Here is a 13,774-nt window from a genome sequence, read left to right as displayed (position 1 = left end):
GACTCGCCTGGCCCGAAGGGTATCGCTTCGCGTCTCGCTACCGCGGCGCCAGCCCCGCGCCGTTTTGAAATGCCAACAGCCCAATGCAGAAAATCGCTGCGCCAACCCACAGCACCACCGGCACCAGGTACGGCGACGAAATGACCTCCAGCACCGGGAATGCTTTGTCTGAAACAAACCTTCTGTGCGCCACCCATGCGGTTGCGACGAGGGGCGTAAAGGCGACAACGAAGTAAAGCGCCCCCAGGACCCAGCCAAAGGCGGTCAAATCCCTGGATCGCGTGACCTCTCCCGCAAAGCCAAGCGCGGCAATTGACACGAACGCGCCCAACGCGCTGATGAGGAGCTCGGCAGCCAGGACGACGATGGATAGAGTTGCATTCATGCTTGAATTCCGTTTGCGAATGAGAATTCCCCGAAGCCGCAGCCCGGATGGCCGCTGACCGCATCAGCCACGATTGAAGTCCTCGAGATCGCGGATAAAGCGTTCGAAGTCGGGCGTCAGCTCGTGCATGTTCGGGAAGTCGGCTCGAAGGGGAACGCCACTTGTGGGTCAAGGGGGTTCCGACAGTTTAGCGCGGAGAGGAAGGTGCTTGCAATCGGCGTGGTCATTCGAACTAGGATTGGCCAGACTCGGCCAAACCGCAAGATCGGTCGAGCGTGTCATTGCCGTCAGCGACTAGATGGAGCCGCCACGGAGGAGGGACGATGAAGGCGGCGCTGCAAAACTATCAGGACCGGATGCGACGGGTGCTGGATCATATCGATCGGCATCTCGACGGTGATCTGGATCTGGACACGGTGAGTGCTGTTGCGGCTTTCTCAAAGTATCATTTCCACCGGCAGTTCTCGGCAACCTTCGGATTATCAGTGCATCGCTATGTCCAGCTGGCCCGCATGAAGCGCGCTTCGCATCAACTAGCCTATATGGACGCCCTTGATGTGACGGAGATTGCGATGGATGCCGGTTACGATGCACCGGATGCCTTCGCTCGCGCCTTTCGGCAACGGTTCGGGCAATCGCCGTCGTCCTTCCGGAAGTCTCCCGACTGGGAGCCGTGGCTTGCGGCCTTGGGGCCTCTCGACAATGCCAGGAGCAAGCTCATGCAGAAGATTTTTACCACCAACGACGTGACGATCCGTGATGTGCCCCCGACGCCGGTGGCAATCATGGAGCATCGCGGCGACCCGGCGACGCTTCCCGCCACCATCCAGCGCTTCATCGCGTGGCGCAAGGCGGCGAACCTGCATCCCAGGACAAGTCCGACCTTCACTGTTTGGCATTCCGAGAGGCGTCCGGCGCAGCGGGACGAATACAGCATCGACCTTTGTGTCGGCACCGACCAGCCGATCGCGGCGAACGGCGAAGAGATCAAGACCGGCGAGATCCCTGGCGGGCGCTGCGCGGTGCTGCGCGTCGTCGGCTACACCGACAATCTGGAGCCTGCCGCGCTCTTTCTTTATCGCGACTGGCTTCCAGCCAGCGGCGAGGAAGCCCGCGACTTCCCGATCTATTGCCAGCGGCTGAGCTTCTTCCCGGAGGTGCCGGAGCACGAGACTGTTGCGGACGTTTTCTTGCCGCTGAAGTAGCGACCGCTGACGGCGGCCTGTCGCTTCCAATCACGGAAACCGACAGGCCGCCATTCCCCGATCAAGTCCGCCGCGATCCGCTCCCGCGTTCAACTCGGGAAACGGGTGGCAGCTCGCCGGTGCCTGATGTCTTGTTCGGATCCTGTTTGACATCAGGAGAGTCTCGCGGTGGAACTGGCAAACAAGACGATCATCATAACCGGCGCCAGCAGCGGTATCGGTGCTGCCGCGGCGTCGCTGTTCGCGTTCGAAGGCGCCGATGTGGTGCTCGGGGCTCGTCGCGTCCCCGAGCTGCAGGCGGTTGTTGCAAGCATCGAGAGCGCCGGAGGGCGCGCGACTTTTCTTGCGGGCGACGTTCGGGACACCGGCTATGCTGCCCGCCTTGTCGAGCACGCCGTCACGACGTTCGGAAAACTTGACGGCGCTTTCGACAATGCCGGCATCGTCGGCGAGATGACGCCGGTCCCCGAGATGAGCGTCGAAAACTGGACCGATGTGCTCGCGGTGAATCTCACCTCGGCGTTCCTCAGCGCAAAGGCGCAGATCCCGGCGCTGCGCAAGCAGGGCGGCGGTTCGATCGTTTTCACGTCGTCCTTCGTTGGGTTCAGCAACGGCGGCATGCCGGGAATGGCGGCGTACGCAGCCTCCAAGGCAGGACTGATCGGCCTGGCTCAATCGCTGGGCGCCGAGCATGCGGCCGAAGGCATTCGCGTCAACGCGCTTCTGCCTGGAGGGACCATCACCCCGGCGGCAGGCGAAGGAAATCCCGACGCCCTGAATTTTATCGCCGGGCTCCACCCGATGAAGCGGATGGCGAGTCCCAAGGAGATCGCGCAGGCGGCGGTTTTTCTCCTGAGCGACCGGGCATCGTTCATGACGGGCAGTCCCATGACGGTTGACGGTGGCATGTCGGTGCGCCTGACCTGACGACGAACCCGCCAAGCGCACGACGACGGTCACCTCGGCGCAAACACGGGATGTTCGCCACCAATCGCCATGATACGAAATCCCGTCGTTCGCTTCCGGAGCCCAATATTGATGTCCGCCGCCACCGCCCCGACTCAGCCGCCCGCAAGCGCCGCCGAAACCGATCCCGAAACACTCGGCTGGATGAAAGGCTTCCCGCCTTCCCCCGACCGCACCATCAGTTTCCAGGACGGCTCGTTCCGCAGCTTCCCCGAGCTGCGCTGGGCCTGGAGCAACATCCGCCAGCTGGTGCCGACCGTGAACGTCTGGCGCGGGGCGGGGCCTGCGTCGGCGCTGCCGCGCGAGGACCACGACATCGGCGCGGTCGCCTGCGTCACGATGGACGGGCGTCCCATCACGTTCGCGAAGATGCTCGACGAGACTTACACCGACGGCATCGCCGTGCTGCACCGGGGCAAGCTGATCTATGAGCGCTATTTCGGCGCGTTGAAGCCGCACAAGCCGCATATCGCGATGTCGGTGACGAAGTCGTTCACGGGCGTGCTCGCCGGCATTCTGGTCGCCGAGGGCAAGATCGATCGGCAGGCGCCTGTCGCGGAGTATGTGCCTGAGCTGAAGGCCAGCGCCTTCGGCGATGCGCGCGTGCACGAGGTCATGGATATGACCACCGGGCTCGAATACACGGAGGTCTATACCGACAAGAACTCGCATGTGTGGGGACTGCGGCGCGCCAACGGCATGGCGCCGATTCCACCCGGCTATGACGGTGCGACCACCATCTTCGATTTCCTGGTCGCGCAGAAGAAGCAGGGCGAGCACGGCAAGGCCTTTGCCTACAAGACCGTCAACACCGACGCGTTGGCCTGGATCATCCGCCGCGTCAGCGGCATGACGTTGTCCGATCTGCTCTCCGAGCGGATCTGGCAGCCGATGGGCGCGGAGGAAGACGCGCATTACCACGTCGATCGCATCGGCACCGAAAGCGGCGGCGGCGGCCTGTCGACCACCTTGCGCGACCTCGCCCGCTTCGGCGAGACCATGCGCAATCACGGCCGCTTCAACGGCCGGCAGATCGTGCCTTCGTCTGTCGTCGAGGACATCGTGCGCGGCGGCGATCCCGAAAAATTCAAGCCGGCCGGCTACACCACGCTAACAGGTACGTCCTATCGCAATCAATGGTGGGTCACGCACAACGCCCACGGCGCCTATATGGCGCGCGGCGTTCACGGCCAGGGCATCTATATCGATCCCAAGGCCGAGATGGTGATCGCGCGCTACGCCTCGCACCCCGTAGCGGGCAACGCCGCCAACGACCCCGTGACGCTGCCGGCCTACATGGCGCTGGCGAAGCAGCTGATGGCGGGCGGGTGAGGCCGCCTCACGGCAGCTCCCGCCAGCGCATCGGCAAAATGCCGTCCTGCCTGAAGCTATCGAGGAAGCGGAAGCGGGCGGCTTGCGGATTGGGGCGGGATTCGATCGGTTTGCCCAGGATCTGCACGACGTCGTTCTCGTCATAGGCGGGCCAGGGTGGCAGGTCCGATCGGTTGGGATCGCCATGCGCGGCGAAATTGACCCAATAGGCCATCATGGTCCGCGCCAGCGCGCGGTCCTCTTCGGCCGGCGGTGCCGAGCTGCCGATCACCTGTTGCGGTGTCAGTGTGCCGAACACGAACGGAATTTCAGTGACGTGCGAGGCGATCGGCGTGTAATGCGAGGTATAGCTGAAGTGATAGCCGTAGACCGGCGCTTGTCGCCCGCGCCGATGCAGACGCAGCCACTGCCAGCATTGCTCCCCGACCACATAGTCGCCGTTAAGCGCCGCCGCGGAAGTCCTGGCCTCCGCGTCGGTCGCCGCGGGATAGACCCTCAGGAAATCGGCCATGCGCTCCTTGCCGAACATCGCCTCAGCCGCGGCGACAAAGGCTTGCGCCGATTGGTCGGGGAGTGACTGCGAACGGAAAGGAAATTCTTCGGCGGCATTCCAGCCTGCCAGCAGCGGGATGTGCATCTGTTCGCCGCGAAGGAATCGCCGTGCGGGCACATCAGGCACAACATGACCATCGATACTCGGCGAGAAGGCCGTCACGACCGGGCTGGTCCTGAAACTCCATGGCGCGGCTGCATTCAATCGATCGGCCGGCATGCTGCGCAAAGCTGCGATCGACCCGTTGCCCCGTTGCCGGGCAAAAGCCAGACCACGCGCGCGGGCTTCTTCAAAGCCCTGGAGTGGGCCGTGCTTGCCGTCCCAGAACGCGCCGCTCTGTCCAATGGCCTTGTGAAACAGTCCGTGCGCGAGCGGAGAGGCCATCAAGATGCCGACGGCCATGGCGCCGGCGGATTCGCCGAACAGGGTGACGTTGTCGGGGTCGCCGCCAAAGCCGGCGATGTTGGCCTTGACCCAGCGCAGCGCCGCCAGTTGATCCTGCAGGCCGTAATTGCCTGATGGCGCCTCCATGTCGAGATCGGGATGGGCGAGGAAGCCGAAGATGCCGAGGCGGTAGTTGAAGCTGACGACGACGACACCTTTCACTGCTAGCGCGTTGCCATCGGTTGCAGGATTGGCCGAGGAGCCGAACTGAAAGCCGCCGCCGTGAATCCACACCATCACGGGCCGCTTCTCATCCGCGCGCTTCGCCCCGGTCCAGACGTTGAGATAGAGGCAATCCTCGTCGCGCGGTCCCGGCCGCTGGTCGTTTTCGAGCGCCGATAGACAGCCCGCGCCGAACACGCGCGCATCGCGCACGCCATCCCAGGGCGCCGGCGGTTGCGGTGCGCACCAACGCAGAGGTCCGGCCGGCGGTGCTGCGTAGGGAATGCCTTTGAACGCGATCACGCCGCTTGCATCGCGCGGGCCGCCACGCACGAAGCCTGCTTGCGTGCGGACCACTCGTTGCAGCCCGGCTGCTGTCACACTTGTGGAACCATGCATGGTCACATCTCCAGGGCATTCGCACACAAAGCTTGGCCTTCATGGTTCGAGACGCCCGCCTGAGAGCGGGCTCCTCACCATGAGGATTTGCGATTGTGCCGCGAAACAAGACCTCATCCTGAGGAGCCCGCCGACGCGGGCGTCTCGAAGGATGGCCACAGCGAAACCGCTGCCACGCCGAGATCCTATCGACTTTCTTGTTCGCTCGATTTAGATATTCTGCCAATCGATTGCTAAAAACCGGCAAGCATGCGGCAGCCGCTCCGTTTTCCATGGCCTGATCTCGACGTGGATGATGTCTCCGCGCCCGTTATCGCGGTGCGCGTCGACGTGATCGGGACCAAGGGCGAGGTGCCCGATCACAGGCACCGGAAGGGGCAACTTGTCTTTGCGCTGGGAGGCGCCGTGACATGCCGCATTCCCACCGGTCTGTGGATGGTGCCGCCGCATTGCGCAGTGTGGGTGCCCGGGGGCATGCAGCACAGCAACCTCGCGACAGAAAATGCCCGGCTGTTCTTCGTCTATATCGAGCCTGACCGCGTGGACCTGCCGGATCGTTGCTGCACGCTCTCGATCTCCCCGCTGCTGCGTGAAGTGATCGTCGAATTGTCCGATCAGATCGCGGATGACGAGGCGAGGGTGGACCTTCTGGCCAGCGTCCTTCTGCGCGAGCTTCCCCGCATGCCCGTTCAGCAGCTTCATCTGCCGCTCTCGCCCGAGCCGCGGTTGAAGAAGATTGCCGCAGCGCTGGCGAAAAACCCTTCCGATCGCAGGCGCTGGCCGAATGGGCCGATCGCGTCGCGCTGAGCGAGAGCAGCCTCGCGCGTCTCGTCGTCCGGGAGACGGGCTTGAGCTTCGGGCGCTGGCGCCAGCAATTGCATCTGATCGTCGCCTTGCGGGAGCTGACGTCCGGCGCGAGTGTCCAGCAGGTGTCCGCCGATCTCGGCTACGACTCCGTCGCGGCCTTCATCACCATGTTCAAGAAGGCGCTCGGCAAACCGCCGGGGAAATATCTGAGCGGCATTTTCCCTGAATATAAGAGTTGACTTATATTAGCTTCAACCGATATTCATCCTGGCACGAAACGACGAGGAGGAGCGCCATGGAGATCGACGTCGTCAGGGTATTGGGGCTGGTTACGCGTTCGGTGAGGAATTTCGACAAGGACGGGAAAGCGGCCAGTGCGGTGATACTGACGCGGCTTTACGAAACCAGCGTCGACGATCTCTGGGACGCAGTGACCAGCGAACAACGCATTCCGCGCTGGTTCTTGCCGGTCGAGGGAGATCTCCGGCTCGGCGGAAAGTACCAGCTCAAGGGGAATGCCGGCGGGACCATCACGGCGTGTACGCCGCCGACCCATTTTGCGGCGACGTGGGAATTCGGCGGCGCGATGAGCTGGATCGACGTCAAGCTGACGGCAGAACGAAGCCAGGCGCGGCTGACGCTTGAGCACACCGCGATGATCGAGGATCATTGGAATCAGTTCGGTCCAGGGGCAGTCGGGATCGGCTGGGATCTCGCCATTGCGGGGCTGGAGCGATATGTTGCGACCGGGGCATCGGTCGACCATGAGACGGCTGAGGCATGGATGGGCTCTCCCGCGGGCAAGGAATTCATGACGAGCAGCGGCGAGTCTTGGCGCGCAGCGCATGTCGCAAGCGGCGTGGATCCTGCCACCGCGAAGCAGCGCTCGGACCGCACCATCGCCTTCTATCGCGGCGAGACGCCGCCCGACGCGGCGCATCCGGGCACAGGAAGCTGATGCAAATCTTCGAGGTCCTCGCCGACCCCGTCCGCCGTCGCATCCTCGAGCTGCTTGCGCCCGGCGAGATGGCCTCCGGCAAGGTCGTCGAAGTGATCGGGGCGGAGTTCGGGATCACGCAGGCCGCCGTGTCGCAGCACCTCAAGGTGCTGCGCGAGAGCGGCTTCGCCACGGTTCGCGCGGAGGCGCAACGACGGCTCTATTCGGTCGATGCTGCCGGGCTCCAAGCGGTGGATGCATGGGTCGGTCAGTTCCGCAATTTCTGGGAGCCGAAGCTGGATGCGCTGGCGACGGAAATCGCGCGCGGCAAACGCGAGCGTCGTAACGCGCCAATGACCAGGCGGGGCGGGAAGCGGGCGTGAAGGCATCGCGGCAAAGGCCACGTAGCATCTCGCCGCTTCAGTGAGGCACGAAAGGCGCTGCCAAGACAGCAAGCATGCCAAAGCTGGCGATATTCCAGAACAGCGAGCGGACGAGAGGTATGCCGGATAGGTAAAGCGCGGTGTAGGCGATGCGTCCGCCAAGATAGGCGATCGATCCCCAATAAGTCAGCTCATTGTGAACGCCTGCGGCGTGAGAGATGAGGATCGCTGCGGCAAAGAACGGAAACGTCTCCATGTAGTTGCGGAAATTTCGGTTGAGGCGGCCGGGGATGGGCTTGAGCGGCGGCATCTCGGTGTCGCGCGGGCTCGCAGCCCATCTGAGGCCGTACTGCAGGTTCGCGGCTTGCGCGGCGGCGACAAGCTGTACGAAGCCCCAGACGATTGCGGCGGCCAGCATCGATAGCTCGAAGCTCATCGCCATTGGCTGTCCCTCAATCTGCAAGAATCAGCGCGATCCCGGGTGCCATTCCGGGAGTTTGGGAATCTCGGGATCGAGGTGATCCCAGGCATATCCGCGCGAGCAGAACAGCACGACGGACGGTTTGAACGTGCTGGCATCGTCCAGCGTGCCGACATAGATGCCGATGAACTCCGGCTTCTCGTCCGGCTTGTTGTAGATCGGCGAGCCGCAGCTCGGACAGAACCCTTTGCGCTTGATTGCGCCGCTGTCGGCGGTGCGCTCGATTTCGCGCACCTCGCCTGTCACCGAGACTGCGCTGCGCGCGAACACGAAGATGGAGCTGTGGCCGCTGCCGGTGTCGCGCTGACAGTCGCTGCACTGGCATTGGAAGCCGCGGATCGGCGCGGACGCGATGGTGTAACAAACCGCGCCACAGGCGCAGCGACCTGAATATTTCATTCGTCTCCCTCCCGACGGGGCCGACCGTTCCAATCATATCAGGCTGGCTTGATTTCGCCACATCGAGCAGCCGGCGCGATTTCACACAAGCCTGATCTTCGCCGGCCCGCTCACCCGCGCGACATCTTCTCAAACCTCTTCACCAGCCGTTCGCGCTTCAGCCGCGACAGGCGCTGGATCCAGAACATGCCGTCGAGCTGGTCGATCTCGTGCTGGTGGCAGACGGCGCGCAAGGCTTCCGACTCCTCGCTGTGCACGTTGCCGTCGAGATCCTGATAGCTGATCCGCACGCGCGCGTGGCGCTGGATGTCGTCGTTGACGCCGGGCATCGAGACACTGCCCTCGCGATGCATGATCATCTCGGGCGAGGCCCATTCGATCTCCGGATTGACGTAGGTCCGCGGTCCGTCCTTCGGGTCGAGTTCGAGCACGACGACGCGCAAGGGCACGCCGACATGCGGCGCCGTGATGCCGATGCCGGGCGCGGCGCGCATGGTCTCGAGCAAATCCGTTGCGAGCTCACGCAAACCGGCGTCGAACGCGGTGACGGGGCGGGCCGGCAGCGCGAGGCGGCGGTCGGGATAGCGGACGATCGGGCGAATGGTCATGCAGGCTCCTAGCACTCACGGATGGTTGAAGCATCCCGTTCTTGACGCCCTACCAACTGGAAGGTAGTTAAGGCCCATGACCAACGTCTCCTCAACTGCCGACGACATCCTGGCCTGCGCGCGCAGCTTGATCATCGCGGGCGGCTATAACGGTTTCAGCTATGCCGACGTGGCCGATGTTGTCGGCATTCGCAAGCCGAGCATCCACCATCATTTCGCCAGCAAGGTCGATCTGGTTCGCACCCTCGTGTCGCGCTACCGTGCCGAAGCCGAGGCGGGACTGTCCGCGCTCGAGCGCAATGTCCCTGATACGCGCGAACAACTCGAAAACTATGTCGCGTACTGGGAGGCGTGCATCAATGATGCGACGGCGCCGTTCTGCGTCTGCGCGCTGCTGGCCAGCGAGCTTCCGATCCTGCCGGAGGAGGTTGCGCTCGAAGTCCGTGCGCACTTCCGCTCCCTGGCTTCCTGGCTGACGGACGTCCTGGAGCGCGGCAAGCGGAAGGGGCGACTCAAACTCTCCGGCACAGCCCGCGTCGAGGCCGAAGGATTCATGGCGACCATTCACGGCGCGATGCTGTCGGCGCGTGCCTATGGCGATCCAAAAATATTCGGTGTGATCACCACCCCGCTGCTGGACCGGCTGGCCAACAAGCATTGAGAGACATCGGCGAGACGATCGCGACAGCCCGCAAGCGGGCTGGAGCGAAGTCGGTTTCGCCGCGTGTAAGAAAACTACCAACTAGTAGGTATAGGAGGGACTGCAATGGCGCGATATCAATTGGATCCGGTTCATACCGACCGCGAGCGATGGCTGAAGCAATACTACTTCGTGCGAGCGGCGTTCTCCGTCGCCTGGGTCGCTGCTGCGTTTGCCGCCGGGGCTTCTTCTCCAGTGATCGCCGGCGCCTTGCTCGTCCTCTATCCCGCATGGGACGCTGCAGCCAACTGCGCGGACGCGCTTCGCAGCGGCGGCTTCAATCAGAATCGCACCCAGGTTTTCAACGCTCTGGCGAGCGTTGCGACAACCATCGCAGTCGTTGTCGCTCTGCAAACAAGCATGAACCGGGTTCTCGGAATCTTCGGGGCATGGGCGATTGTGTCCGGACTGCTGCAGCTGGAGACGGCCATCCGCCGCTGGCGGAGTTTTGGCGCGCAGTGGGCCATGGTGCTCAGCGGTGGCCAATCGGCGCTTGCAGGCGGCTTCCTCATCTTTCAGGCGACGACGCCTGCGGTTCCCTCGATCGCGAATGTCGCGGGCTATGCCGCCGTCGGTGCGCTCTACTTCCTGGTCTCTGCGGTCTGGCTCACGGTCGGCGAGTGGCGGCGCGGCGTGGCTGCTTGAAGCCTGTTCGCGAGGGGACGAGATCGATACCGGCGGGATGATGCCATGATGCAGGTGTTTTGCCCGACGAGTCAAACGGCGGTTCCTCGCACGGCAAAGGGCTGCGCTGTAAGTCCTTGATCCCAAAGCGCCCGGCTACTGTGCATGGGGTTGTTTTCGCCGTTTTCGTTTGGCAGGTCACAAAAGCCTGCCGCAAAAACTTGCGTCGGCCTGTCGGTCCACCATGTTCCCATTCGTCTTCCACCCAGACAGACCTGACGGGAGACCAAAAATGAACTCTTCCTCCTATCGCTGGGTGATCGTCGCCGCGGGCGGCTTGCTCGGCTGCGTCGCCATCGGCGGCATGTTTTCGCTGCCGGTGTTCCTGCAGCCGATCGCGAAGGACACCGGCTGGTCGGTGACCGGCATCTCCAGCGCGATGACGATCGGCTTTCTGGCGATGGCCTTCACCAGCATGGCCTGGGGCACGTTGACGGACCGGTTCGGGCCGCGGCCGGTGGTGCTGATGGGATCGACGGTGCTGACCGTGAGCCTGTTCGCGGCGAGCCACGCCACCTCGCTGCTGGCGTTTCAGTTCGTCTTCGGCCTTCTGGTCGGGGCGTCCTGTGCGGCGATCTTCGCGCCGATGATGGCGACCGTGACCGGCTGGTTCGACACCCATCGCAGCCTCGCGGTCTCGCTGGTGTCGGCCGGCATGGGCATGGCGCCGATGACGATGGCGCCGCTCGCGGCCTGGCTCGTCTCCAACCATGACTGGCGCACCGCGATGCAGATCGTAGCGCTGGTGGTTGGCGCCATCATGATCCCGGTCTCGTTCCTGGTGCGCCGCCCGCCGGCGCTCGCGCACGCCGTGGCCGCGCCTGCGGGCGAGGGCGCCGGGCAAGCCGAGATGTCGATGGGGGAGGCGCTGCGCTCGCCGCAATTCCTGATCCTGCTCGCCACTAACTTCTTCTGCTGCGCCACCCATTCCGGCCCGATCATTCACACCGTCTCCTATGCCGTGAGCTGCGGCATCCCGCTCGTTGCGGCGGTGACGATCTACAGTATCGAGGGTTTTGCTGGCCTCGGCGGGCGCATCGCCTTCGGCCTGATGGGAGACCGCTTCGGCGCCAAGCGCGTGCTCGTCTCGGGCCTGCTGTTGCAGGCGTTCGGTGCGCTGGGTTATGTCTTCGCGCACCAGCTCACGACATTCTACGCCGTCGGGGCCGTCTTCGGCTTCATCTATGCCGGCACCATGCCGCTCTACGCGGTGCTGATCCGCGAGAACTTCCCGCTCAAGATGATGGGCACGGTGATCGGCGGCACCGCGATGGCCGGCAGTCTCGGCATGGCCACGGGCCCGCTCGCCGGCGGCCTGATCTACGATGCGTTCTCGAGCTACGCCTGGCTCTATATCGCCTCCTGGGCGATGGGCCTCGGCGCCTTCCTGATGGCGATGAATTTCAAGCCGTTCCCGAAGCCGCGAGCGGAGTTGGCGCCGGCGGCTGCGTAAGCAGCTTCATCGAGGCGCAGCGCTAGAGCTGCGCCTCGATCGCGGGCTTGTCGACGATGGACCACACGTGCCGTATTTTTCCGTCGCGAAATTGATAGAACACGTTTTCGCAGAAGGACACGCGCCTGCCGTTCACATCCAGCCCCAGAAACGTTCCAGCCGGCGTGCAATCGAACGTCAGCCGGGAGGCGATTTGGGGCGGATCGCAGACCAGCAGCTCGATGTTGAAATGCAGATCGGGAATTGAGCGAAAATCCTGCTCCAGCATGGCACGATAGCCGGACAATCCGAACGGTCGCGCATTGTGGACGACGTCACCGTGAACGAACTGTTCGAGGGCGGGCCAATCCTGCCGGTTCAGGCAGGCGATGTAATTGCGGTAGATGTCGGCGAGGTCGGACCTGGTCATGGCGTTGCTCCTGCGGCTCCGGCCATAACGCGGCAACAGGGCGATCGGCGCCCGCGCTCACAGACGTTTTTCGAAGAACAGGTCCGGGTAGGGATCGTCATTGAAGCGGGGGATCTCGCTCCAGCCGCTTCTTCGGTAGAGCTGGCCGGCCTCCGCCAGCGCGCTGTTGGTGTCGAGCCGCAGCAGCTTGATGCCGAGCCCGCGCGCGACATCCTCGCTCGCGTCCATCAGGCGCCGGCCGAGCCGCAATCCGCGCGCCGCCGGTGCGACCCACAGACGCTTGATCTCGGCATAGCCGTGATCCGTGCCTTTCAGCCCGACGCAGCCGACCGGCAGCGTGTCCGACATCGCGACGATGAACGTGCCGCGCGGGCGGCGCATATCCTTGGCGTCAGGATCGCGCGACAGCGAGACGTCAAAGCCCTGCTTGAAGCGGCGGCCGAGCTCGCCATAATATTCGCCGAGGCAATAACGGGCCTGTTCGCTCCGCGGATCCATCTCGTCCAGCGTGACGCGCTCGCGCGTCAATGCGGAAGCAATCAAATCCATCGCCGCCAGCAGCGCCTCGCGTTGTGAATGCTGGGCAAGGAAGCCCTCGGCCTGCGTGTTCGACAGCGCTTCATAGGCCGCGAACTCGCGCCGGCCCGCACGAGTCAACGATACCACGCGGCGGCGCGCATCTTCCTCATGCGCAATGGTCTCGACCAGCCCCTCGTCCTCGAGGCTGCGGAGCAGGCGGCTCATCAGGCCGGAATCGAGGCCGAGATAGTCGCGGATCTCGGCCACGTCCGAACGTCCATGCCCGATCGCGTTGAGCACGCGCGCCGCCCCCAACGGCCGCCCGCGCCCCAGGAATGACGTGTCGAGCGCACCGACAGCGGACGTGACGGCACGGTTGAAGCGGCGGACGCGGGAAACAGGGTCGAGCATGATATATCTGACTTTAGTCAGGCATATCATCGATGTCAATCAGCGCAGGCTTTCGCTTCGGCACCGGCTGCACTTCACTCGAGGCCCAGCGCCTTGCGGGACTTCCGCGTGAGTTTCGCCGCGACCAGCGCGTGCGCCTGCGCCAGATAGCTCGTGAGCTCGGCGTCTGATAGCGCGTTGTTGCCGACGAGCTGCACCCACTTGGCGCGCGCCAGATAGGGCGCCGGCCGCGCAAGGCCGTGCTCGATCAGCATGGCATAGGCCATGTTCGAGACCTTGAACATGTAGCCGCCGGAGCGCGCGGCAAAGCCGCCGCCGAGTGCGAACATCTTGCCGCCGACCTTGAACACGGAGGTGCCCTCCCACTGCACCACCTTGGTGACGGCGGGCAGGCGCAGGCAGCGGGTTTCGAAGGTATTAGGAGTCATCGCCCGAGCGATAGCACAGCGCACGCGGCAAGGACACGAGAGGGACGAGCGTTGTCGCCACAGGGATGATGCAGTTGCGCGCCTCTTTGTGAGTTGTGCCCGCGCTGCG

Annotated in this window: 16 protein-coding genes and 1 pseudogene; 9 read left to right on the top strand and 8 right to left on the bottom strand. The window is 64.0% G+C overall.

The window, feature by feature from the left end:
* Positions 1–37: 37 nt before the first annotated feature.
* Entirely contained in the window at positions 38–385 is a 348-nt protein-coding gene (locus tag BRA1253DRAFT_RS05965) for a hypothetical protein (RefSeq protein ID WP_007592152.1), read from the bottom strand.
* Between the two features lie 323 nt (positions 386–708).
* Here BRA1253DRAFT_RS05965 and BRA1253DRAFT_RS05960 point away from each other — a divergent pair, with 323 nt between their 5' ends.
* The 3 genes from BRA1253DRAFT_RS05960 to BRA1253DRAFT_RS05950 all read left to right on the top strand — a co-directional run bounded on the left by BRA1253DRAFT_RS05960 (position 709) and on the right by BRA1253DRAFT_RS05950 (position 3,888).
* Positions 709–1,590: a GyrI-like domain-containing protein gene (locus BRA1253DRAFT_RS05960; RefSeq protein ID WP_007592151.1), complete on the top strand. Its 882-nt coding sequence runs from the start codon at positions 709–711 to the stop codon at positions 1,588–1,590.
* Positions 1,591–1,758: 168 nt separating this feature from the next.
* On the top strand, positions 1,759–2,517 hold the full coding sequence (locus BRA1253DRAFT_RS05955) for an SDR family oxidoreductase (protein ID WP_007592149.1): 759 nt from the start codon (positions 1,759–1,761) through the stop codon (positions 2,515–2,517).
* 111 nt (positions 2,518–2,628) lie between these two features.
* Entirely contained in the window at positions 2,629–3,888 is a 1,260-nt protein-coding gene (locus tag BRA1253DRAFT_RS05950) for a serine hydrolase (RefSeq protein ID WP_007592147.1), read from the top strand.
* A 7-nt stretch (positions 3,889–3,895) separates the two neighbouring features.
* Here the strand turns inward: BRA1253DRAFT_RS05950 and BRA1253DRAFT_RS05945 are convergent, their stop codons facing one another.
* Positions 3,896–5,446 carry a carboxylesterase/lipase family protein gene (locus BRA1253DRAFT_RS05945; protein WP_007592145.1) on the bottom strand — a complete coding sequence of 517 codons (1,551 nt, stop codon included), beginning with the start codon at positions 5,444–5,446 and terminating at the stop codon, positions 3,896–3,898.
* Between the two features lie 249 nt (positions 5,447–5,695).
* On the opposite strand from BRA1253DRAFT_RS05945, the pseudogene BRA1253DRAFT_RS05940 reads away from it, so the two are divergent.
* The 3 genes and pseudogenes from BRA1253DRAFT_RS05940 to BRA1253DRAFT_RS05930 all read left to right on the top strand — a co-directional run bounded on the left by BRA1253DRAFT_RS05940 (position 5,696) and on the right by BRA1253DRAFT_RS05930 (position 7,573).
* Positions 5,696–6,492 (top strand): annotated as a pseudogene (locus BRA1253DRAFT_RS05940) (helix-turn-helix transcriptional regulator).
* A gap of 56 nt (positions 6,493–6,548) precedes the next feature.
* Positions 6,549–7,211, top strand: a complete 663-nt coding sequence (locus tag BRA1253DRAFT_RS05935; protein WP_007592144.1) for an SRPBCC family protein — start codon at positions 6,549–6,551, stop codon at positions 7,209–7,211.
* On the top strand, positions 7,211–7,573 hold the full coding sequence (locus BRA1253DRAFT_RS05930) for a helix-turn-helix transcriptional regulator (protein WP_007592142.1): 363 nt from the start codon (positions 7,211–7,213) through the stop codon (positions 7,571–7,573). Before BRA1253DRAFT_RS05935 ends, BRA1253DRAFT_RS05930 begins: the two co-directional genes overlap by 1 nt.
* A gap of 37 nt (positions 7,574–7,610) precedes the next feature.
* Here the strand turns inward: BRA1253DRAFT_RS05930 and BRA1253DRAFT_RS05925 are convergent, their stop codons facing one another.
* The 3 genes from BRA1253DRAFT_RS05925 to BRA1253DRAFT_RS05915 form a co-directional block, all read right to left on the bottom strand.
* Positions 7,611–8,015 carry an MAPEG family protein gene (locus BRA1253DRAFT_RS05925; RefSeq protein ID WP_007592139.1) on the bottom strand — a complete coding sequence of 135 codons (405 nt, stop codon included), beginning with the start codon at positions 8,013–8,015 and terminating at the stop codon, positions 7,611–7,613.
* 24 nt (positions 8,016–8,039) lie between these two features.
* Positions 8,040–8,453 carry a GFA family protein gene (locus tag BRA1253DRAFT_RS05920; protein ID WP_007592137.1) on the bottom strand — a complete coding sequence of 138 codons (414 nt, stop codon included), beginning with the start codon at positions 8,451–8,453 and terminating at the stop codon, positions 8,040–8,042.
* A gap of 110 nt (positions 8,454–8,563) precedes the next feature.
* Positions 8,564–9,061 carry a peptide deformylase gene (locus BRA1253DRAFT_RS05915; protein WP_007592136.1) on the bottom strand — a complete coding sequence of 166 codons (498 nt, stop codon included), beginning with the start codon at positions 9,059–9,061 and terminating at the stop codon, positions 8,564–8,566.
* Positions 9,062–9,137: 76 nt separating this feature from the next.
* Here BRA1253DRAFT_RS05915 and BRA1253DRAFT_RS05910 point away from each other — a divergent pair, with 76 nt between their 5' ends.
* The 3 genes from BRA1253DRAFT_RS05910 to BRA1253DRAFT_RS05900 all read left to right on the top strand — a co-directional run bounded on the left by BRA1253DRAFT_RS05910 (position 9,138) and on the right by BRA1253DRAFT_RS05900 (position 11,898).
* Entirely contained in the window at positions 9,138–9,722 is a 585-nt protein-coding gene (locus BRA1253DRAFT_RS05910) for a TetR/AcrR family transcriptional regulator (RefSeq protein WP_007592134.1), read from the top strand.
* 105 nt (positions 9,723–9,827) lie between these two features.
* On the top strand, positions 9,828–10,406 hold the full coding sequence (locus BRA1253DRAFT_RS05905; protein WP_007592132.1) for a DUF308 domain-containing protein: 579 nt from the start codon (positions 9,828–9,830) through the stop codon (positions 10,404–10,406).
* A 271-nt stretch (positions 10,407–10,677) separates the two neighbouring features.
* On the top strand, positions 10,678–11,898 hold the full coding sequence (locus BRA1253DRAFT_RS05900; protein WP_007592130.1) for an MFS transporter: 1,221 nt from the start codon (positions 10,678–10,680) through the stop codon (positions 11,896–11,898).
* A gap of 22 nt (positions 11,899–11,920) precedes the next feature.
* On the opposite strand, the gene BRA1253DRAFT_RS05895 is transcribed toward BRA1253DRAFT_RS05900, so the two are convergent.
* From BRA1253DRAFT_RS05895 to BRA1253DRAFT_RS05885, 3 genes are all read right to left on the bottom strand, one after another.
* Positions 11,921–12,307, bottom strand: coding sequence for an ester cyclase (locus BRA1253DRAFT_RS05895; protein WP_007592129.1), 387 nt, complete (start codon positions 12,305–12,307; stop codon positions 11,921–11,923).
* 57 nt (positions 12,308–12,364) lie between these two features.
* Positions 12,365–13,237, bottom strand: coding sequence for a helix-turn-helix domain-containing GNAT family N-acetyltransferase (locus BRA1253DRAFT_RS05890; protein WP_035992844.1), 873 nt, complete (start codon positions 13,235–13,237; stop codon positions 12,365–12,367).
* Between the two features lie 74 nt (positions 13,238–13,311).
* Positions 13,312–13,665 (bottom strand): MmcQ/YjbR family DNA-binding protein, encoded by a 354-nt coding sequence (locus tag BRA1253DRAFT_RS05885; protein ID WP_007592125.1) that lies wholly within the window; start codon positions 13,663–13,665, stop codon positions 13,312–13,314.
* Positions 13,666–13,774: the final 109 nt, after the last annotated feature.

The sequence above is a fragment of the Bradyrhizobium sp. WSM1253 genome (genome assembly GCF_000244935.1).
GTDB classification, from domain to species: Bacteria; Pseudomonadota; Alphaproteobacteria; order Rhizobiales; family Xanthobacteraceae; genus Bradyrhizobium; species Bradyrhizobium canariense.
Note: the sequence above shows the minus strand (reverse complement) of the source record. Positions and strands in the feature narration are given on the sequence as shown.